A 21,469-nucleotide genomic window follows, 5' to 3' on the forward strand; every position below is an offset into this window, starting at 1 on the left:
TTGAGCAGGATGTAGAAGAATCTCCGAGCATCTGCTAAAACTTGCGCAGCGCTATATAAAAGAAGGAATGGTAGGACAAACCTCAAAGCGTTGCAAACAGCCTGTCTCCAGCGGCAACAAAGGCATTAGCATTACCCTGAACCACTGCCAACACTTCATCACCGACACTGATGAGGACTCTGTTGCCCTGTCTGGAAACCGATAGGTCACTATAAGTCAAACCATCTTTTAGACCGATGGTGTCTTTCAACACGTTGAAGTCCCTAATCACATCGGTACCGTCACCGCTTGCCAGAACAAAGGTATCGTGACCCGCACCACCATAGAGAGTGTCATCGCCCAGACCCCCAGAGATCAGGTCATCGCCACTATCCCCCCAAATCGTGTCATCCCCTGCTTCACCGTAAAGAGTGTCATGACCACCCTTACCACCAATGCGGTCATTGCCATCGCCACCGTAAATCAGGTCATCCCCATCTTGAGCATGACTGACACTGACCCGGTTGAGGTCACCCCGCAAACGGTCGTCGCCATCGCCTCCATAAATCGTGTCATCCCCAAAACCACCCGCAGCTAGGTCATCACCCCCAAACGCGAGAATAGTTTCGTCCCCAATATTGCCAATTAGAACGTTGTCGGTATCGTCTCCAACGACGTAACCTGCATCGACTAAAACAGAGTCTTCGCGAGCGTTGAGGTTTTGGATGCGTGTATCAAATTCAGCACTGACATCGGCACTATCATAGGACTGGTCGCTGTAGTTTGCTGCGAGATATTCTGCCAGGGCATCTTGCTCAGAACCATCTGCGGCAAAGGTGGCAACCCCCGTACGAGGAGCGTCTTCAGCTTGGGTTAAATCAACCCGGTTAGCGGCATCTCCAGTGGGGAAGGGATAGCCATCACCGCCATCTGCCAAAAAGCCCAGAGTGACGATACGGAAGGTGCGACTGGGATCACCAAACAACTCACCATTGGCAGCAACGATGTCGTAACTACCATCGGGGAGTTCTACCACCAGTGACGTAATGCGATCGCCTACAGCTTGATCAGGATCGAAGCTAAAGGACATACCACTGATTTGTGGGAAAGAACCGGGAGTTGCACCCGGAGCTACACCCGACACACCATGTTCAACCAGTGCCAACAATTCCTCTGCCGTTACGGTCACCAATGACAACCCATTATTGAACCGCAGCGAATTTGAAATATCCAGTTGAGAAATATCACCCTCGTCTTTACCTGCCAACGGATTTGCAGCGGGAGGTAGTTTCAATAAATCGTCGGGATCTGTTGAACCAGGAGGATAGGTGGTATAGCCGATATTGTCGCGAATACCTCCCCCGTTTTTGATTGAGATCACTGCCGTCGGATCAACTGCTTGAGCCAGTGCCAGGTTGGCATCTGCGGTGAGGTTGCCCAAGTTAGTTTCCTCAGTCCGCACACTACTGCGATCGCCATTGAGGAAGACAGTGGTATTACCAAAAATATTTCCTTCCAGGTCTGCAATCACGCTACTTAAAGCGTCTGTGATTGCGACAATTTCAGGATCAGGCGTACCCCCTACCGCAGCGACCCCTTCGTCATCCGTTGCGTAAGCACCGCTAATATTGGGGTCAATACTATCAGGAAGTAAAATGCCCTGTTCATCGAAGTCCGCAACGAAACGTCCTACGTACTTATAGTTACCATCGGTGTTTACTACGGCGATCGGATTACCGTCTGCTGCTGTTTGCAGAATCGGATAAACACCTTCTGCAACATCGCCCACTCTCAAGCGATCGCTTTCGTCTGCCAGCAGGGTATTGGAGCCGCCAGCAACGATGATATCGACGTTTCGTAATAAACCAGCCAGTTGCTGTTCAATCGCGATTTGCTGCATATGCGCCAGCAAAATGACTTTATTAATATCAGGGTTTGCCGCCAACAATGCATCGATATCTGTCTGAATTTCGGCTGCCAGCGCTTCAATATCTCCTGAATCTTCTGGCAACACACCGACTCCACCTGGAGAAGAAATTGTGTCTAGCGTTGGCGTTGTCGCACCCACAATGCCAATGCGTTCGCCATTGACAGTAATGATCGTACTGGCAGCAATTTTGTTAGGAATGGTGCTGGCTTCTTGACCATCGGCAGTGACTAGGGGAGCTAAATTGCTGTCAGTGCTAAAATCCAGGTTGCTGCTGAGATAGGGAAACAGCGTTCCTGAATAACCATCCGCAGGATTGATCAGGGATGCCACCAAAGACGTGCCCAAATCAAACTCGTGGTTGCCAAAAGCAATTGCTTGAAAGCCTAATTCATTTTGAATCAGAATGTCGGCTCGACCCGTACCGCCAAAGGCTGGTAGACTGGCATTTAAAAATGGACCCGGAATGTAAGCATCACCCGACGAAAGCACCAACGTATTGGGATAATCGATAGCACCATCACCATTGGCATCTTCAGTTTTCAGGGCATCAAGAACAGCGGAAAATCGAGGTGCATCTGCCAGGGCAGAAATACCTGCCTCCTGGTCGGAGGCATGGAGGAGCTGTAAGGTGAAATTTGCCATAAGTATTGTTTGGAAGCTTATCAGTCAGATCTCGGATCAATGTGATTCGGTCTTGAAGCAATCCCAGAATGGAATTTCGAAAAAATTCTTTCCGCGCACTGAATTAAAAGCGTGTCAAAATCCTGACTCGCCTCTAGCAAAGTACCACTGACATCTATGGAGGGTTAAGTGTTGTAGCTGACACCCATTATCAAGATTGTGTGAAGCGATACGGAATTGTGCGTAGCTTTACGGTTATCAGCAGCATAAAACGGCAGAAGGTAAAGCCCTCTGCCGTTTTATCAGCGCACTTAGGTTAGGACGGGGTGCAGGGGTAAAACTCCTGCGTGGGGCACCGCCCCACACCCTTATATCAAAACGGGAGGAATGATTTTGGGGTGTGCGGGCGTCGCCCGCACACCCCAAAATCATTCCTCTTTAGAGCGCTCTATACGTCTAATTCATCCCGAAGATCTAATGAAGAAATGGGTAAATCTGGCGGAATAACAGCTGGGTTGCCACGCAGGGCGGCTAAATTTAGCAGGGAACGAGGGCGTGTTTAAACTGGGTGGGTGCGGCAATGCATTAAATTTTAGGGGAGCATCTGCCATCTGGTGGGTGGGAGCAGGTGAGATCGGTGACGGTTGATGGAATGCCTTCACTGGATGTGGGACTGAAGAAACCGCAGGATGGATGTCTGGAGATGCGATCGCTCAATGACAACCCGATTATGAAAGAATGATGCTTGCTTTGCTCAGGAATCATGCAATTTTCCAGAATAAACATCTGAGATTTATTTCATTTGCGTAGGTGAAAATTGCTGAAGGATATAAATAATTGCAGAATAAAAACGAACATATTTTCCGTCCGGATCTAGCTGATTATAAGATTGAATCAACCGATTTATATCCGCCTCGGTCAATTCGGAAATGGCATCTAAAATTCCTTCGATCGCTTTTCGTCTTGATGCTTGTAAGTTGGTATGATTCAATCCAAGCTGTTCAATCGTTTCCTTGGCAGCCGCTTGCATTGCTACATCGTCAGTTGCACGCATTTCTCCAGCACCCGTGTATCTAAAATAGTTAGCACAGTCTTCTGTGAGTGGAGAAACCATTAAATCAGCGTCATACCAAGATCCCTTTTTTTGCCCACAAAATTCCTGAGAAGTTTTTGATGAAGCTGATGCTTGAGTTTCCTCTTCAGCATATCCAGGACACGATGCTAGTAAATTGGTATAAGTTAACGCTAACTCAGGAAAATGTTTACGTGGTTTCAGGTGTTCGATATGACTGTTGTGTCTGCCAATTCGTCCACAACAATAACAACAAATATAGCCCTGTTCTTTTAGCAAAGATTCATGCAGTATTGTTTTAGGTTTTCGCTCAGGATTATGGGGATCATCACTGAGCGTATTCCAAGTGGGTTGCCAATCTTCATTTGCCTCTTGCTTCCAATCTGAAAATCCCTTGGGTTCCTCATTCTTTTTAATAAATTTCATCGTCCAAGAATTTCCATCCGCCGGATCAAAACATCAGATTTAGCAAACTCTGGCTCATCTTCTCCAATTCGAGTTTCAAGCTGCTTTTGCAATTTTTTAGCTTCTTCTAAATTACCGTCATCAATTAATCGGAAAAGATGAAGCAACTCCGTTTTAATCCATTCCGGACGTTCAGAAACTCCCATTAGATCTTCTAGAATCCGATTGCTATCTCTACCAAACGAACTATCTGGATGTCTAGCTGTTATACCATTTGGGGTTGATTCCAAAATGTAAATATTATCGGGTTGAACATCACTCACAACTTGAGGAGAATGTGTAGTGACAATAAATTGACAGTTGGGAAATGTCTGAGTCAATTTTGGAATAATTCCTCGTTGCCATTGGGGATGAAGATGGAGTTCAATTTCATCGATCAAAACGATACCTTCACCTTGCAACGGCTCAGTTAAACCAGGATTGGCGATCGCCAGCCTCCTCGCAATATCCCCAACCATCGCTAACAAACACTTCTCTCCATCAGATAACTGATTGATAATCAGTTCTTGCCCTTGCTTTTCTAACGTCATTCGTAGAGGCGATCGTCTAACTCGTAAATTAGAAAAATCTGGTATTAGAAATCCAATCGCTTTTCTGACAGCTTCTAATTGAATATCTCTATAGTTAGGATCATCCCGAAGGAATTCACTTTCTAAATCTTCCCGATTTCTAAACCATTGAAAGAAATTCAGAAAATTAGCTTGTCCTGATTCAATTGCCTGGTCATAAGCTGCAAGTTGAGTAAACAAATAATCATCTTTACTCTCTAGTGCAATATCGGAGACAGTTCGATTTGTTGAATAGTATAAAGTAATAGGTAAGCTGGCATTAGAGTCAGATTTAAGTAATTCAAGGTAAAGGCTTTTAATGACATTCTTTAAAGTTCCAAAGCTACTAGTTTTTATATGAAAACCTTTTTCAAGATCCTTACGGATTGGATTAATTGATAAAAGAAGAGATCCAAAATTTCCAAAAGAAATAGTAATTGTTATTTTTGATTCATCTTCTCTATTAGTAATATCCTGCTCTTGAGGTAAACTGCCAGGGATTGGCTGATCTAAATCTCTAATCTCTTCTAAAAAAGATGATAGAAAGAATGCTACGCACTTAAGAATACTTGATTTACCAGAGCCATTGATACCAATTAAAACAGTAGGTTCGGCAGGATTAAATTCTAAAGTTAAATCCTGAATTCCACGAAAGTTTTGGATTTTGAGATGGTCAACTTTCATTCGTCTCCAGTCAAGACATCTATATCTATTGCGTGAAGTACACGGTATTGTGTGAGAGCTATACTCCGTTCTCACACAACAACCATAATTTATCTAGTGCGAAGCGCTATATTACAGATTTTGAGTATCCTCTTAGACGTAAAATTTCAAGTTTTCACGTCTAAAAAGATGACTCTATTATGCTTGATATTCTAATCTGGCGATCGCTCTACATATCTAATTCATCCCGAAGGTCTAATGAAGAAATGGGTAAATCGGGCGGAATGACGATGCGATCGCTGGTAGTCTTGTCACTTTCGCGTTGGGTTGCCATCTCAATGGCGATCGCTTCAAATTGAATTTCTAAACAGCCAAACGGAATCATCAAATGCGTCCAGGCTTCTAAGTCACCGGCAGCATTGGGAATAAAGTTCACTAACCATTTCGGTCCATCCAATAACGCCCGAGTTTGGCGATCGCGCAGCCACAACTTGACATAAATTCGAGGCTCTAAATTGGGCAGCTTCACCTTAACCCGGATCGACTTACCTGAAACCAGTTCACCGGCTGGCAGTTCCACATCCGGCAAGGGGACTGGCTCATCGTCGGCAAGGATAGGAAAATGCTCGGCTTCCGAAAATCGGTTGAGTCGCACAGAGTCCTCGGCATCAGGCTGCGATACTGGAGCCGCCGGGATCACAGGTTCATCATCAATCACAAATTCATCGGTTGACAGCTGACTATCCAATCCCAATGGGGCATCTCGTGATATACCCGATTCAACCGGATCAACTCGCCCCAACCAATCTGCCAGTTCGGCATCACTGGCCATGGAACTCAGCCGCGACCAAAACCGCTGTTTCAAGTTCAATGACCGGAAAGCGTCATTGCCGTCATTGCGGCTGGGTTGCCAGGTAGGGCGGCTAAATTTAGCCGGGAACGGGGGCGTATTTAAACTGGGGGGGTGCGGCAATGCATCAAATTCTAAAGGAGCATCCGCCAGATGATGGGTGGTCACTGTTGAACCCGATGGCGGTTGCTGGAATGCTCTGACCGGATTTGGGGTTGAAGGAACCGCAGGATAGCTATCTGAGGTTGCCGACTCTGGATCGGCAATTGTTGAATCAGCCATCATGGGATCGGCAATCATCGCATTCGTCAGGTCTGGATCGGCGATCGCTCTAGTGGCAACGGGAATATCTTCCAGGTCTGAAGACTGTGATTCTAAAGCATTGGACTCTGGGGATAGGGCGATCGCCTCATCTCCAACCGTTGTGGTATCTGTTGCCAGTGATTCACTCGGTTCACCCGATTCCGGTTCTGACGGTTCTGACGATGATGGCTCTGAGGCATCAGGCGAGGTCATCTGACTGAGCATTTGTTTGCCCAAGTCCGACAAGGGTGACGATGCGGTCGAGTTACTAAATGGCAAGTCAATGCCTTTGGCGCGGCTTTGGGCAGGGTCGGGCTGGTAAAGTTGCGGGGGTAACAGCTGTTTCCCGGCTGTTTGTAAGTTGAGCATGGGTTTCGGTGCGCCCAACAAATTTAAAAATGCCAGATTCAGATCGGTATCCGCAGGTTTGGCAAATTCTAGGGGTGGATGCAGATCGTCAGAATCCATTGGCTCGTTGGCGATCGCCTCCAGCAATTCATTGAGATCAACGGTGATGGTAAACGACTGATTGACCCACACGTGAGGAGCTTCGCCCGGTTCCTGACTGGCCAATAGGCAAAGTTCTCCTAAGAACAAATGAGTCTGATCCGTTTCTGGAACGGTAATCGATAGCTCAAAGGCGTGGGGCAAGCTCTCAATGTTCAGCGATCGCCGGATATCTAACAACGCCTGACCCGTCTGCGGACTGCGGAGACACAGCCAGAGTTCTGCGGCAAAGGGGGCGATCGCCTGATCCGGAGCTTCTTCTAGCACATGAATCTGTCCGATCAGATCAATGCTTTGTCCCCGTTGAGCGGTATAGGTTTCCCGACGCAACATAATTTGCAGGGGAATCGGCGGAGTAGCTTCAATGTCAGATTCGACAGTGGAGGTTGGCAGAACAGGCGATCGCTCAACTGGGTCGTCGTCCAACTCTTGAAACAGATCATCTAAAATTTGTTGCGACGCTTGACGAGCATTTTCTAACAGGGATGCGATCGCAATCGGCGTCAGCGGTTCCGCATTTTCGAGTTCAGGCTCCGCCGTTTCCGGCTCTGTTGCTTCCGTCTCCACGGCTTCAGGTTCTACCGATTCAGTCTTTGTGGCGTCAGTCTCGACAAACGCGACGTCTGGAACGGTGCTTGTAGCCTCGTCCGCTGGTGGATTGGAGACTGCGCCCGGTACGGATGGGTCGAGGTGATTGTGGGCGATCGCGGGTAAGGGTTGCTCAGGGTGAATAGACTCGGCTGGGGTAGAATCCGCTGGGATAGCGTCAGCGTGCTCGAAACCAACCACCTGAGAATGAGTCTCAGCCTTGTGAGGATCAGCGCTGGCTGTGACCGGATGGAGTTGGACGTCATCTTGCCAATCAGGATCCCAGGCTTCGGTTAATCCCGATTCATGGGACATGACTTGCAGTTTGACGGCATAATGCCAGCCTTCTCCCAACATATCTGCCATCAAATCGCCATTGCACGCCAGTTCCCAAATGCCGGAATGCAATCGGGTGTAAGGAATGACGACAATTAAGCCATCGCGGTTAGTGCGGCTGGTGCGCTTTTGGACGCGGCGTTTGGGTGGATCTTCGTCGATCGCATCATGGGTAATACGGATTTCCACGGGCACATTCACCCGATTGGAACGGGCAACGACCCGATATCGTCCTTCCAGAATTTCGACATCAGGAGATTCTAAGGGCAACCAGGAGCGATCGCCTTCTTTTTGGATTAAAAATTCCCAAAACGCCATAACGCACCTCAGGAGACTGGCAAAGGCTAAAGGTTAGCAATAGGGTTGATTAAAAAGCAACAGAAAACGAGTAAAACCCGCCCTATTGTTTACAGCGCTTCGCGCTTCGATCGGTTTAGATTTTTGGGCGTGTGCCGCACAGAGCGCGGCATACACCCAAAATCTACGGCTTACGCAATTGAACAGTGCTGTAAGAGCAGTATGAAGACATCTCTTGCCTGACAAATCATAAGTTTTGTAACAGCTCAGGATCATGGATTAAATAAGATCGAATATTAAATCGTTTGGGGGGGCGAACGGCCGTTCGCCCGTACAACAAATCACCGGAGTTATTTAATTCCCATTCCTCAGGCAAAAAATTTAGATCTTCATCAAGGGGGTTTAGTCTTTTATTGCCCATAAACCCCCTGATTCAGGATCCCAGTTTCAATCAAACCTCAGAGTTTATGGTCGAAAGCGCGGCAATGCCACGCGTCTACCGATACATCTGCGGGTTAATTAAATCCACAATCATAAGGATCGACAATTCATTCACCTCTAACTCTATTTGAGAGAGCTGAGTTGGATTCAACTTGCGATCCCAAGTGACCAGATATAGATATATCTTCGCTATTTAATCACGCTATTGAGGAACCACTCTACTAAATATATGGTTTTTAAGAATTTACCGAAACGGCATAGCGTTGCGCTGTTGCAATAAATGCATCCACATCTTTTTCTGCTGTATTAAAGGCAGTCACCAGACGCACTAAGGTTGAGCCTTCCCCTTCCCAACGATAAAACTGAAACCCTTCTGCATAAAGCCCTTTGATGGTGTCGTTGGGCAGGTACGCAAAAATTTCATTGGCTTCAACGGCATGGCACAATTTAATTTCAGGAATGATAGATAATCCCTGTGCCAATTTGGTTGCCATCTGGTTGGCATGGGTGGCATTGCGTAACCAGACGTCGTCGGTCAGATAAGCCTGAAGCTGGGCAGACAGAAATCGCATTTTAGAAAATAAGTGTCCCCCCCGTTTGCGACGGTAGCTAAAGCTATTGACCAGGGCGCGGTTAAAAAAGATGACTGCTTCTGCGGCGATCGCCCCATTCTTGGTTGCCCCCAGACATAGCGCATCGACCCCCGCTTTCCAGGTCATTTCTGCCGGGGTACAGCCCAAACTCACAATGGCATTGGCAAAGCGGGCACCGTCCATATGCAGGTGCAGCCCGTGGGTATGAGTTGCCTGAGCGATCGCTTTGATCTCATCAATCTGATACACCGTTCCCGCTTCGGTTGCCTGGGTTATGCTGACGACGGCAGGTTGCACATGATGGACTATCCCCGACCAGCCTTTTTCTAGCGCTGTTTCTAAATCATCGGCATGAATCTTGCCCTGCGCCCCCGTCAATGCCACCAGCTTAGCGCCCCCCGTATAAAACTCTGGGGCACCACATTCATCGACGTTGACATGGGCATCTTGATGGCAGTAAATCGCCCCAAAGGCAGGAGACAGCACCGATAATGCCAGAGAATTTGCGGCAGAACCCGTGGCAACCGGAAAAACAGTCACTTCTGTTTCAAATAGGGTAGAAAATTGCGATTCTAAATGCTGAGTATATTCGTCTTCCCCATAGGGCATGGCAGTGCCATCATTGGCAGCAATTAAGGCAGCCAAAACTTCAGGACAAGCCCCGGTGACGTTATCACTGGCAAAATTCATATAAAGTTTTAATCTGATTCAGTATAGGGGTGGGGTAAAAGTCTTGCGGTGCAAGGTTCTTACTCAATTCGGATATGCGTTGAGTTGTATAGCCATTCAATGGTTCATGAGGACGGGGTACAGGGGTAGAATCCCTGTCCGGAGGTACAGCCCCCACGCCCCCGTCTTAAGCAGCTCTTCGGCTGCTGTCGTGGCAGATGTAAATCTATGATTGCAAACATAACCATAGAATTTTTCTATGTTTTGACTAGCGTGGCAACCTCGCGATCGCCAAAATGAAACTCTAGATTTTAGTGAATTCATGATCCCTACGGATCGTGGATTTAATAAAACCGGATTCTTGCGTGGGATGTGTTAGCGCAGCGTAACGCATCGACTCTAGGGCTTGTGATGCATGACGGCGATCGCCCAGCACATCCTACAAAACCTTTAATTCATAATCCTCAGGGATCTCAAATCAGTTAACCTGTGCTTCTTTTTGAGAGCGACGGCTTTGCCGTCGCTCTCAAAAAGAATGTGGTTTTATACAACCCACGATCCTAAGGCGACGGCGACGGCGATACGCCAGGAGTCGCACTGGGAGCGACGGTTCCCGGCGAAAGTGCTGGCTCGGTCGCTCCGGGATTGGTCGGGACATTTTCAGCCCCTAAGGGATTGCTCGTATCACCCGATGCAATTTGCTCAATCTGATCTTTGAATTGGGCAGGGGCAAGGGTTGCCGCACTACTAAAGAGTGGCTGCGCTTCCTCTGTTTTACCCTGAGTTTGCAAGACGATCGCTTTACCTAATAAGGGGCGAAAATCCTGGCTATTGGAGCCAATGATCTGGTCGTAAACGGCGATCGCTTCGCCATAGCGCTTTTGTTCGGCATAGACTTGTGCCAACAACAACTGCACCGATGGCACGTCCACACTGCCCGGTTGCACATTATTGGCTTCATCCGCCGTCTGCAACGTATCTTGCAGCATCCCCACGGCTGCCTGGGGTCGTCCCTGGTCGAGCAGCAAATTAACTAACCCTTGAAGCGCATTGAGGTCGCCCGGTCGAGACGACAACACCTGGCGATAGGCTTGAGCTGCCCCTTCGCGATCGCCCAGCCGTTGCTTGACCTGCGCCAACAAGACCTGATAGTCGGGCTGGTCAGGATTAAGGTCTGCCAGCTTTTGCAAGGGTTCGATTGTCGCTTGCAAATTACCCTGTTGGATACGCAATTCCAATAACCCCCGAAGAGCCGTCTGATTATCTGGCTCCCGTTGCAACACCAATTCATAGCCCTTTGCCTGCGCTTCTAAATCCGCCTGAGGTGCGCCAGAAGCACTGGGATCGGGTGAAACGGCTGTTGTTACTGCCGGAGAACTTTGAAAGGCAGCCACAAACACAGGCACGAGAAAGATCGCCAGGAACGACAGAGAGGCGATCGACATAATCAGGGTGATAATCCAGCGATTGCGCTTATTAAACACGCCACTTCCCAAACTCTAATGCCCTTCCATTATTAACCACATCGGAAGAGAGCAGGACATCTTTGCAATATTCCTGTACGTTTCCAGGCGATCGCCAAAAACCGCCTTACAGCCATTTTCAATGGATTAAGCCACAGATTTTTTGTTGTGTGCCGCGCGGAGCGCGGCACACAACAAAAAATCTAAACATATTCAAGCGCGAAGCGCTGTAAATCACCTGCAAAACCGCACATACAGCAGCCGAAGGACTGGTTAAGGCTTGTTGAAAAATAGTTTCATGGTTTTGGCTGGCTGTTAGCTATTAGCTATTAGCCAACAGCTAACAGCCTAGCTCATGTTATTTCTTTACAGCTCCTTATGACAGGGTCACGGAGGCTGTGCCTCCGCACAGGGGTTCCACCCCTGCACCCCGTCTTAAATTAACCATTCAATTGCCATAACAGTAAATTTTTCATGTAATCCACTGGCTCTCGTGTAGATTTCCCGTAGAGATCCCTGACGACAGCGATCGCAATTGTATAAACAAAATGGATAGATGCAACCGGAGACCCCAACCTCCAAGCACTCAGCAAGCTAGATTCAGTGCAAATGTTAACCTAGTGTTTAATCGAGTGCATGTTAGATCTGTTGCAACAGACATTGTGCTGCGCAACAAAACCCAAAAACATGTGTCTCGTTTAAGTCAATCTAGTGTTAAACGATGTGTTTCAATTGAATGGGCAGAGTTAACCTTAGACTAGCCAAAGCTAAAACATCTCTCAATCATGTTTTAGTAAACTTTGGGTGTCTGGGTGGCTGTCCACTGCAATCTGAGTTAGTATTCTGCTGCTGTTGTTGTTCAAGGTTGGCGGCGTAGTTCCGCAGAAGGAGGTTTCTCATGAGTTCCTCTCAAAGCCCGGTTCCAGAGCCACCCAAGGCGGCTCCATCCTCCCAACCGCAACCCCAAAACCAGGCAGGCAATCTGCCTGAGTCGGAACCCTCCGCAGGAATTACTATGGATCAGCACTTAGCCTCGACCCTCACCATGGATTCTTCCGCTAATTCAACGATTTCAGACGTGACCCTATTGAATGAACCTGAAACCTCTGGCTCCACTCTCCAGACGGACGTAGATGCCCGTTCGAACGAAGCGTCTAGCGTCAAAAATCGACAGCATCCCATCCCACCTGCCAGCGAACCGATGCAATATCGGGCGATTGGGCTAGTCAGAGGAATCTATGCGCCCTCGGAAGAGCAATTTACCCGTGGAACTCTGACGATGGAGGATGGTACCTCCATTGGTGCGGTCTTGTTGGGGCGAGTCATGAGTCTTGTCAAGAAGCATCTCGATTTGGCAGACCACCATCTTTGGGTTGTTTATCCGCGCACTCGCAACAAGGAAAACACCTTACATTTGCAAATTGTCGGGGTTTGGGAGCCTGAAAAGCTCAACCGTCCCCTATCAGCCGACTCCTCGTTGGAAGATACTGAAACCCATGCAGAAATAGATGCCGACGATGTTGCCATAGACTCGTCGGTAGCCGCATCTGAAGCCAGCACAGAAGAGACTGCTGATAGCACCAGCGATCCTGCACCCGAAGATTTATCTGAACCTGCCGCAGATGCTACAGAACCATCGGCAGACCCATCCACCGAAACTGCCGCCGCCGATGCGCCAGCCGATGCCGATGGCGATCGCTCTTTGCTCGACCTGGAAGATGGCTATTTCTCGATTCGGGGCGAAGTGATTTTCCATATTCCAGAGGAAGACCGTCTGGTTGTGAAAATTCAACAGGCACCCCGCAAAGGTGAAACGGGTGGCAAAGCCTTTCAGCTCAATATGCAAGGCACCCTGGAAGGCAAAGCCGTCGGTTATTTCTGGGATTTGCAAGTGCAACGGCAGCACGATTATCTGCTAGTTAAAGAAGGCACCATGATCGCTCTGGTTCCTCCGAAAAAACGGAAGGCGGGTGAAAGCGATAACCGTAGACCCTGGAGCGGCAAGCCGAAATTTGGTGGCGGGGGTGGGGGCGGTGCCAGACGCCGCAGCAATTTCCCCAGAGAGGGGCAATCTGCCCATGCATCAGGCGATCGCCCAACTCGTCCACCCAGCCCCCGTCGCGCACCGGCAGAAAAACCAATTAAGCGTCCTAAAGACGGATCGTCAACCCCCAATCCAGAATAAGTGAGTCGTTTGCAAACCGGAATGATTGGGGGTTGCACTGGCATTGCCAATGCAACCCCCAATCATTCCGGTTTGGTGTGAGTCCAGAACCGCGAGCATTACTCCAGGATTCAGGACTACTGAAACGGGCGATCGCCTTTACCTCAATCTAGATTGAGTTGGGCACCCCAGCGATCTTGTGCCAAAAAGGCTCGGTCTTTGGGAATAGCAGCAACAGGTTCAGTCAAGGTAAAGCTGCCTTGCTCGATCCATTGCTTTAGCTCCAGTGCTACCTGTCGAGACAGATAAATGCTAGCCAGCGGCGCAACCCGAACGGTTTTGCCATCAATGGATAGCTTGCCGGACTTGAGTTGGGCATAGCTAACCAAACCAAAGGTTGGGCGTACCCGCCGGGGAATGGAAAAGTCAACCACAGGGGCAACCAACTCTTGATCTTGAATGGCACACCGTCTGACGACCTCTTCATTGAGCACCGGCAACGGAATGCCCACGCCCAGCATCAACGAGGGACCATAGCTTTTGAAATAGCAGCCCCTCACCCACCGGGGTTGCATTTGTTTGGCATCGCCGATCACGGCCAGAGTTGCCGCAGGCCCGATTGGAGTGTGATTGGGCAGTCGTTTTTGTAACGGAAAATGCTGAGTGCCTTCCCAGGTGATGTAGCCAACGCCACCCCCCAGAAAAATACGCGTGCCAATGCCAATCAGATCTAACTCCGGATCATTCCACAACGGCGAAATTGCACCGGGGTTGGAATATACCGCATTTCCCAACCGGGGTTGTAACTGCCCCAGATAGGTAAACAATGGGCGATCGCCGCCATTGACACCGACAATAAAATTTTGGTAGAGATTACGCGGATTAAATAAATAAAACTGATTAATCGTATCGATCGTAATCGTCGTTTCAAAGGACGATCGCGGATAACAATCGGTCACCTGCCCGATCGCCCGCAACCGCACAGGCTTACCCGCAATCAGATCGGCAATCACATGCCCACCCCCGCGCTCTCGTCCCGGATTGCGCAACGGCATATCGCGCGTATCTTCCAGATCGGTCATATCGCCGCCACCACCATCTGCCACCTGCGTCGCACCCAAATACAAGTCCACTGCCCCAAAGCCAGAGTAAGCCAGCACCCCATCTAACCAACAATGGCGGATCTTAATCGGCGGGTCTGTATGCCCCAGATTGAGGATTGCCCCGGAAGACTCCATCGGCTCAAACGTCCCCGTGGTCACCACATCCACTTCTTGGGTCGCCTGAGTGACACCGACCTCCTGCACCCGTGCTTTCAGCTCTTCTGCCGTCCACACCACCACTTTTCCGGTCGTGATTTTTTCATTGATTTCCGCAATCGTTCGCATAACACTCATCGATTTGTGCAAGATGTGTACTGTAATTTGAAGCAGGAATAGGCAGTCAGGGATCAGGAGTAGGAGCCAGTGTTAAACCTGGGCATGAATTGACAGAGTTGCCGGACACACCGTTTGTAACCCTGATTCTGCTGTAGGATGGGTGAGCGATCGCGTAACCCATTCAAACCAGTGTTGCTGTTGGGGTTCACGTTGTTCAACACCACCCTGCGTCAGAACATTTGTCAGTCCCTTAGCCTTAGCACTTACGCCAGTCTGCTCTATCTGAAACCATAGTGATGGGTGTGATGGGCGCAGCCCATCACACCCATTCAATCCGCAAGTCCTGATCCTTTACCCTCTTCTCTCATGTCGGTCATTGTCTTTGGCAGCATCAATATGGATCTGGTAGCCAGCGTACCGCGTTTACCGATTCCTGGCGAAACGTTGATGGGGCAATCCTTCAACACCATCCCCGGTGGCAAGGGTGCTAACCAGGCAGTCGCAGTGGCACGGCTGGGCGTTGCCGCAGAGATGGTTGGGCGAGTCGGGGGAGATGGATTTGGGCAAGACTTGCTGACCGAGCTAAGCGCCAGTGGCGTTGGTTGCGATCGCATTTTAATTGACTCTACCACCCACTCTGGTGTCGCCGTCATTGCCGTGGATCAGCAGGCAGAAAACCACATCATCGTCATTCCTGGAGCCAACGGGGCAGTCGGTGCTACCGATGTGCAACGATTGCAAGCCGTGCTATCACCGGGCAACATTCTGTTATTGCAACTCGAAATTCCTTTACCCGCAGTCGTTGCCGCTGCCCAGGCAGCAAAAGCCCAGGGGGCAACAGTGATCCTGGATCCAGCCCCAGCCCGATCTGATTTGCCCGACGAACTCTATCCCCTGCTCGATATTCTGACGCCCAACCAGGTAGAAGCCGCTCAGCTCGTCGGCTTTCCGGTCAATACCGTTGAAACTGCTACCCAGGCGGCGATCGCTCTACGTCAACGGGGCGTATCAACCGTGATTGTCAAACTGGGCAAACAGGGTGCCGTCTGTGTCACCGCCGATGAGACAGTGATCATCCCAGCCTTTCCGGTAACAGCGATCGATACGGTTGCCGCTGGAGATGCATTTAATGGCGGATTAGCCGCCGCATTGGCAGAAGGGCGATCGCTGAAGCAAGCGCTAACCTGGGCAGCCGCCGTTGGGGCATTGTCTACCACCCAAGCCGGAGCGCAACCCTCGTTACCTACCCGTGAAGCGTTAGACAATTTTTTAAGTCAGCACCCTGGTTCCGATCGCGTAACGCCATAGGTCAACCTGGAATGCTCTGGGAAAAGTGAATACAATAGGCTCAACCCAATTGGCAGCGCATTTTCTTTCAACGTTGCTAATCCGCTGTGCCCATGACGCCCCCAGATAGCCCTGACGCTTCACCCACGCTGAATGAAAAAATTGCCGACATTGCATTGAAAGTGGTGATGACAGGGGGCGTTGCCGGAGGAGGCTTGGGTGCGTTTTGGTCATTGTTCAAAGAAAGTGATCTGCCCAAGGCGATCGCCTCTGCGGTCATTGGACTGGGGATTTCCTATGGAGCCAGTTTGCTCGATCCCTTGCATAAAGGCACCAAGCGCCGCTTAACCCAGGCAGGAGAAGCCGCCGATCGCATGGTCGATCAAGCCGCAGAACAGGCGATCGCCAGAGTCAGAGGCGTGGAAGATCAGTATTTGCAATGCCAAGCCTGGGATTGTCGGCGCTATCACTCAGAAGGCATGGCACAGCACGATCGCATCTTCATTCCCTTGCTCGAAGAAGTGTTTGTGCCCTTGCAACTCGACCCCAGTTCTCTTGTGCCTGGGTTTCGTAACCCCGATGCGGCAGTGTTGCAATCCGTAGAGGATCTTAATGAGACACTACTACGACAAATAGATAATCCCGATGGGCAAAGCATCTGGGACTTACTGCGAAAAACCAATCAACACCCTGTTTTTAAGCAAATTGTCATTCTTGCCTGGGGTGGCTATGGCAAAACTACCCTGCTCAAACATATAGCCTATACCTACGGCACCCATCAGCAGAGCAAATATCAAGTTTCTCGACGCACTCCCTTCTTACTGGTGCTGCGCAAATATCGAGACCTGATTGCTCAGGACAACCCGCCGAATCTACCCGATCTGATCACCCAGCATCACATCCCCAGCCTGCCCGAAGCAGAAGGGCTAACCCTGCCAACAGATTGGGCAAAAAACAAACTGATGCGTGGGGATGCCCTGGTGATGTTCGATGGCTTTGATGAGGTGGCAAAAACTCAACACCCTGCCGTTGCCAGGTGGATCAATGAACAAATGCGACTCTATGGCAAATCAATTTTTATCTTGACATCGCGTCCCAAAGCCTATCAAGAGCAAGACATTACCGATCGCATGGAGCTAACTACACGTCTCTGGGTCAAAGACTTTAATGCCCAACAACGGCGCGATTTTGTGCAAAAGTGGTATCTCTGTCAAGAACGCTATACCGCTGGTGGCGAGAATACTCCTGATGTGCAAGCCATTACACATCGGGCAAGCGAGGAACTATTACGGCAAATCGAAGCACGGCAAGAACTCAAAGATTTAGCCAAAAATCCCTTGCTGCTAAACCTGATTGTCACGTTTCATCGCCGCTATCCGGGTGCTGATCTGCCCAAACGCCGTGTTGATCTCTATCGGGAAATTTGCCAGTTGCAACTGCGAGACAGACCCGCTGCCCGAAAACTGGATACGCTGCTGACCCAATGCGATGCCCAGACGATTTTGCAAATGCTGGCATGGGGCATGATGAAAAACAAACGAGAACGTCTACCCAAAAGCGTGTTGCTCAAAGGATTGGCTGGATGTTTGCAGCAGCAAAAAGAAACGGTCTTTGCCGAAGAATTTTTAGAGCAGGTGGTACAGATCAGCGAATTGCTGGTGCAGCAAGAAGACGAGTATGAATTCGCCCATCTCAGTTTTCAAGAATATCTGGCAGCTACCTACGTCGCCCAACAAAAGCAAGAAAGCTGGCTCTATGACCACCTCCACGAAGATTGGTGGAAACCGACGATTTTGCTCTATGCCGCCCAGGTCAACCCTACTCGCCTGATCAGGGAGATGTTGCAACGGCAAGCCACTGACCTGGCATATACCTGCTTTCAGGAAACGACCAAACGTCTCGATCCCGAATTGTCAGCAGAACTTGATCTGCTAAAACCCACGGTACAAAACTCCCGCTATCAAGCCCTAGAACAGTATTTGAAAAACCAGCAGTGGCAAGAAGCAGATCGGGAAACGTATCGGCTGATGATGACAGCTATCGGCAAGGAAGAAGGACAGTATTTTGAAACCAAAGAGGAGTTACTCAACTTTCCCTGTGATGAACTCCTGGCGATCGATCGCCTTTGGGTGAACTACAGCAACGGGCACTTTGGTTTTAGTGTACAAAAAGATATTTATATAGCCTGTGGCGGCATTCCCGATGGCAAGTATTATAGAGAGGCATTTGCAAAGTTTGGCGATCGCGTCGGTTGGAGAGCGAATGGAAATTGGGAGTTCAAGGTGATTTTTAATACCTCGTCACCTAAGGGACACCTCCCTATCAGTTTTTCTTGGTTGGCAGTGGTGTGGTTGTTCTTTTCTCGTATCGTGCGTTGTAAACCTTAGCAGATGAGCGCTCCAGACTGATCCAGTTTTATTTCTGACCCTCTCTGCACGGGAAATTAGGTATTTCGAGGATCTGTTACCTGGCACTAGGGTTCGATCCCCCCTAGCCCCCCTTCAAAAGGGGGGAATTGTCCAGAAGTCCCCTTTTGAAGGGGGATTTAGGGGGATCGAGCAGGATTGTAGCTTCTCATTCGAGATATGTGTACCCGGTAACTTCAAAAGGGGGGGAATTGTCGGAAGTCCCCCTTTTTAAGGGGAATTTAGGGGGATCTGCTCCCAAATTCGTTGACATACACCCTCAAACTGATTCATCACCTCGTCATTAGTGAACCTCAACACCGTCAAACCATATTCCTCCAAAACCTTAGTCCGTTCTGCATCTCGGGTTTTCGCTGCCTCTGTAAAATGGCTTTCCCCATCTACTTCAATCACCAATTTCAAAGCCGCACAGTAAAAATCCACAATAAAGTGACCAATCGGACGTTGTCGCAACATACGAAATGGAAATGTTTTAAGGCAGTCTCGCCAGAGTTTTTTCTCTGCCAAAGTAGGATTTTTTCGGAATTGCTTTGCTCTGTCGATCAATTCAGGATTGTAGGGTAGATGAAAATCAGTTGTGTTGAGTTTAGACATGAATAGATCCCCCAACCTCTTGAAATAAAGCGCCGCAACTATACCTTCGAGATTTCCCTAAAAGTGCCCAGTGCGATTCAACATTTCATTAATGTAAAATACGATACTTTTTTATTTTTAATCCACTGGTAACTGTCTTAGAGGATGTTTGAAAAGTGATCGGTTGTGATTTTCGACACCGGCTGATCCCCCCTAGCCCCCCTTCAAAAGGGGGGGAACTGGTTCTAAAGTCCCCCTTTTGAAGGGGGATTTAGGGGGATCTGAAACAGGTTGCTACCAACGGTAAGACTTTTCAATCATCTTCTTAGGAGTAGATCCTCAATCGTCTGGTGCAATGCCTAAGACAACTTAACCTGTAAGAGGATTGAGAGATTTTGTGAAAAAATGAATGAAACCATTGCTTCTAGGGTTCCGGTTTAGCGCCATGGCGCTAAATGCCTGGTCCGAGAGAGGCAAGCTAATGCAAGAATTTTCCCTTGAGGAACGCTCCATTAGCCACACGGCGGGATAAAAGCCCGGGAGAAGCGGCAGTCATTTGACGGCATGCTCTCCTGGGCTTTAGTTGTTTGCATGACTGGTACTATTCACGTATTTTGCATACTCTGACTCTGTCTCAGCCCGTCCAGTAAATCATTTCATTGGGTGTCTTCGATGACTGACAATCCGTTATTTCAAAATCCCAACGCTGCTTCGACTGAAGCCAATCGTGCTTTAGAACTAGAAGCAAAATTGCCCCTCACCGGGTGGCAACAAGAAGTCTCTCAGGGTCTAGAGTTTGGTCTAGAAGCCGCTGCCAGTATCCGCGATCGCTCCATTCCTACCTTTTCGCGGGGTGAACTGCCACACTATGCTGGCATCAACACGTTCCTAAAAGCGCCCTATTTAGAAGATGTCCGCAAAGTGGGTAACTATGACGTGGCGATCGTCGGCATTCCCCACGACTCTGGCACCACCTACCGTCCCGGTACCCGCTTCGGTCCCCAAGGAATTCGCCGCATTTCTGCCCTGTACACCCCTTACAACTTTGAATTGGGCGTTGATTTGCGCGAACAAATTACCCTCTGTGATGTTGGCGATATCTTCACGATTCCGGCGAATAACGAAAAATCTTTCGACCAGATCTCCAAAGGGGTTGCCCATGTCTTCAGTTCTGGAGCCTTCCCGATTCTGTTAGGCGGCGATCATTCCATTGGCTTCCCTACGGTGCGCGGCGTGTGCCGTCACCTGGGCGACAAAAAAGTTGGTATCATCCACTTCGATCGCCATGTCGATACCCAGGAAACCGACCTGGATGAACGGATGCACACCTGTCCCTGGTTCCATGCCACCAATATGGCAAATGCCCCAGCGAAAAACCTGGTGCAATTGGGCATCGGCGGTTGGCAAGTGCCCCGTCAGGGGGTGAAGGTGTGCCGCGAACGAGCAACCAACATTCTCACCGTCACCGACATCATGGATATGGGCTTGGATGCAGCGGTCGATTTTGCCCTAGAACGGGCGCTAGATGGCACCGATTGCGTGTATATCAGCTTTGATATTGATTGCATTGATGCTGGATTTGTCCCCGGTACCGGCTGGCCCGAACCGGGGGGACTACTGCCCCGTGAAGCGCTCTATTTGCTCGGTAAGATCGTCCAAAAAGCGCCTGTTTGCGGTCTGGAAATTGTTGAAGTTTCGCCTCCCTACGACATCAGCGACATCACTGCACTGATGGCAACCCGCGTGATTTGCGACACAATGGCGCACCTGGTGCTGTCAGGTCAACTCCCCCGGAAACAAAAAGCAAGCTACATTCACGAAGCCTGCAATATGGACGTGGATCAAGCGTGGGCTTAGGGGCGATCGCACCATGCATGAAACTGACATGACCAAAGCTCTGATCCTGACCGTTAAGGATTGGTGGGAAACCCAGCCAGACCGTCCTAAAATCTCCAAAGTTCACCTGATTGTGGGGCAATTTACCTGTGTTGAACCTGTGAGTTTGCAATTTGCCTTCGAGGTGCAAACCAAACAGACCTTTTTGGATGGGGCAGAATTAGTGATTCAAGAAACCCCGCTGATTGCTTTCTGCCATACCTGCCAGCAAGACTATCGTCCGGAAATTGGCATTCAATATGCCTGTCCTACCTGTCATTCACCCATGGAGGATATTCGCTCTGGCAGAGAATTGAAAATCGATCGGGTTGAATATGCCAGTGAAGTCGTTAGCCATTAAGGGTTACAAAGTAATTAAAACCCGGAAGTTTATTTTTGTCAGCGCGGCGGAGCCGCGCTGACAAAAATAAATCTTCGGT

At 49.3% G+C, this 21,469-nt stretch carries 14 protein-coding genes and 1 riboswitch; of the genes, 5 read left to right on the forward strand and 9 right to left on the reverse strand.

Annotation, left to right across the window (positions count from 1 at the left end; translation table 11 throughout):
• Positions 1 to 82 precede the first annotated feature (82 nt).
• From ACR6Z4_RS17360 to ACR6Z4_RS17385, 6 genes are all read right to left on the reverse strand, one after another.
• Positions 83 to 2,551, reverse strand: a complete 2,469-nt coding sequence (locus ACR6Z4_RS17360; RefSeq protein ID WP_479718563.1) for a 5'-nucleotidase C-terminal domain-containing protein — start codon at positions 2,549 to 2,551, stop codon at positions 83 to 85.
• A gap of 772 nt (positions 2,552 to 3,323) precedes the next feature.
• Complete coding sequence (locus tag ACR6Z4_RS17365) at positions 3,324 to 4,028, reverse strand: retron system putative HNH endonuclease (RefSeq protein ID WP_479718564.1); 705 nt, start codon at positions 4,026 to 4,028, stop codon at positions 3,324 to 3,326.
• Complete coding sequence (locus ACR6Z4_RS17370; protein ID WP_479718565.1) at positions 4,025 to 5,299, reverse strand: AAA family ATPase; 1,275 nt, start codon at positions 5,297 to 5,299, stop codon at positions 4,025 to 4,027. Before ACR6Z4_RS17370 ends, ACR6Z4_RS17365 begins: the two co-directional genes overlap by 4 nt.
• Positions 5,300 to 5,507: 208 nt before the next feature.
• Positions 5,508 to 8,180 carry a hypothetical protein gene (locus ACR6Z4_RS17375; protein WP_479718566.1) on the reverse strand — a complete coding sequence of 891 codons (2,673 nt, stop codon included), beginning with the start codon at positions 8,178 to 8,180 and terminating at the stop codon, positions 5,508 to 5,510.
• Between the two features lie 656 nt (positions 8,181 to 8,836).
• A complete protein-coding gene (locus tag ACR6Z4_RS17380) occupies positions 8,837 to 9,883 on the reverse strand; it encodes a threonine aldolase family protein (RefSeq protein WP_479718567.1) in 1,047 nt (348 codons plus the stop codon).
• A 539-nt stretch (positions 9,884 to 10,422) separates the two neighbouring features.
• Complete coding sequence (locus ACR6Z4_RS17385; RefSeq protein WP_479718568.1) at positions 10,423 to 11,346, reverse strand: tetratricopeptide repeat protein; 924 nt, start codon at positions 11,344 to 11,346, stop codon at positions 10,423 to 10,425.
• Positions 11,347 to 12,370: 1,024 nt separating this feature from the next.
• Between ACR6Z4_RS17385 and ACR6Z4_RS17390 the strand changes: the two genes are divergently transcribed.
• A complete protein-coding gene (locus ACR6Z4_RS17390) occupies positions 12,371 to 13,510 on the forward strand; it encodes a hypothetical protein (RefSeq protein ID WP_479718620.1) in 1,140 nt (379 codons plus the stop codon).
• Positions 13,511 to 13,653: 143 nt separating this feature from the next.
• On the opposite strand, the gene ACR6Z4_RS17395 is transcribed toward ACR6Z4_RS17390, so the two are convergent.
• Complete coding sequence (locus ACR6Z4_RS17395; RefSeq protein ID WP_479718569.1) at positions 13,654 to 14,877, reverse strand: homocysteine biosynthesis protein; 1,224 nt, start codon at positions 14,875 to 14,877, stop codon at positions 13,654 to 13,656.
• 81 nt (positions 14,878 to 14,958) lie between these two features.
• On the reverse strand, positions 14,959 to 15,201 hold the full coding sequence (locus ACR6Z4_RS17400; RefSeq protein ID WP_479718570.1) for a hypothetical protein: 243 nt from the start codon (positions 15,199 to 15,201) through the stop codon (positions 14,959 to 14,961).
• A 33-nt stretch (positions 15,202 to 15,234) separates the two neighbouring features.
• On the opposite strand from ACR6Z4_RS17400, the gene rbsK reads away from it, so the two are divergent.
• Entirely contained in the window at positions 15,235 to 16,176 is a 942-nt protein-coding gene (rbsK, locus tag ACR6Z4_RS17405) for a ribokinase (RefSeq protein WP_479718571.1), read from the forward strand.
• Positions 16,177 to 16,268: 92 nt separating this feature from the next.
• Positions 16,269 to 18,542 (forward strand): GUN4 domain-containing protein, encoded by a 2,274-nt coding sequence (locus tag ACR6Z4_RS17410; RefSeq protein WP_479718572.1) that lies wholly within the window; start codon positions 16,269 to 16,271, stop codon positions 18,540 to 18,542.
• 249 nt (positions 18,543 to 18,791) lie between these two features.
• On the opposite strand, the gene ACR6Z4_RS17415 is transcribed toward ACR6Z4_RS17410, so the two are convergent.
• Complete coding sequence (locus tag ACR6Z4_RS17415) at positions 18,792 to 19,175, reverse strand: endonuclease domain-containing protein (protein ID WP_479718573.1); 384 nt, start codon at positions 19,173 to 19,175, stop codon at positions 18,792 to 18,794.
• 392 nt (positions 19,176 to 19,567) lie between these two features.
• A riboswitch (guanidine-I (ykkC/yxkD leader) is annotated at positions 19,568 to 19,699 on the forward strand.
• A 127-nt stretch (positions 19,700 to 19,826) separates the two neighbouring features.
• Between ACR6Z4_RS17415 and speB the strand changes: the two genes are divergently transcribed.
• The gene (gene speB / locus ACR6Z4_RS17420; RefSeq protein WP_479718574.1) at positions 19,827 to 21,011 is read left to right on the forward strand and encodes an agmatinase; all 1,185 of its coding nucleotides are present in this window, start codon (positions 19,827 to 19,829) and stop codon (positions 21,009 to 21,011) included.
• Positions 21,012 to 21,024: 13 nt separating this feature from the next.
• The gene (gene hypA / locus ACR6Z4_RS17425) at positions 21,025 to 21,390 is read left to right on the forward strand and encodes a hydrogenase maturation nickel metallochaperone HypA (RefSeq protein ID WP_479718575.1); all 366 of its coding nucleotides are present in this window, start codon (positions 21,025 to 21,027) and stop codon (positions 21,388 to 21,390) included.
• Positions 21,391 to 21,469: the final 79 nt, after the last annotated feature.

It is taken from the genome of Calyptranema fuscum S582, assembly GCF_055793305.1.

What these genes read in the sequence shown, in the direction of transcription:
- ACR6Z4_RS17370 (WP_479718565.1), bottom strand. Translation starts at nt 5,299, where the DNA reads ATGAAAGTTGACCATCTCAAAATCCAAAACTTTCGTGGAATTCAGGAT.
- ACR6Z4_RS17415 (WP_479718573.1), bottom strand. Translation starts at nt 19,175, where the DNA reads ATGTCTAAACTCAACACAACTGATTTTCATCTACCCTACAATCCTGAA.
- speB (WP_479718574.1), top strand. Translation starts at nt 19,827, where the DNA reads ATGACTGACAATCCGTTATTTCAAAATCCCAACGCTGCTTCGACTGAA.
- ACR6Z4_RS17380 (WP_479718567.1), bottom strand. Translation starts at nt 9,883, where the DNA reads ATGAATTTTGCCAGTGATAACGTCACCGGGGCTTGTCCTGAAGTTTTG.
- ACR6Z4_RS17375 (WP_479718566.1), bottom strand. Translation starts at nt 8,180, where the DNA reads ATGGCGTTTTGGGAATTTTTAATCCAAAAAGAAGGCGATCGCTCCTGG.
- ACR6Z4_RS17365 (WP_479718564.1), bottom strand. Translation starts at nt 4,028, where the DNA reads ATGAAATTTATTAAAAAGAATGAGGAACCCAAGGGATTTTCAGATTGG.
- ACR6Z4_RS17390 (WP_479718620.1), top strand. Translation starts at nt 12,371, where the DNA reads ATGGATTCTTCCGCTAATTCAACGATTTCAGACGTGACCCTATTGAAT.
- hypA (WP_479718575.1), top strand. Translation starts at nt 21,025, where the DNA reads ATGCATGAAACTGACATGACCAAAGCTCTGATCCTGACCGTTAAGGAT.
- ACR6Z4_RS17360 (WP_479718563.1), bottom strand. Translation starts at nt 2,551, where the DNA reads ATGGCAAATTTCACCTTACAGCTCCTCCATGCCTCCGACCAGGAGGCA.
- rbsK (WP_479718571.1), top strand. Translation starts at nt 15,235, where the DNA reads ATGTCGGTCATTGTCTTTGGCAGCATCAATATGGATCTGGTAGCCAGC.
- ACR6Z4_RS17410 (WP_479718572.1), top strand. Translation starts at nt 16,269, where the DNA reads ATGACGCCCCCAGATAGCCCTGACGCTTCACCCACGCTGAATGAAAAA.
- ACR6Z4_RS17395 (WP_479718569.1), bottom strand. Translation starts at nt 14,877, where the DNA reads ATGCGAACGATTGCGGAAATCAATGAAAAAATCACGACCGGAAAAGTG.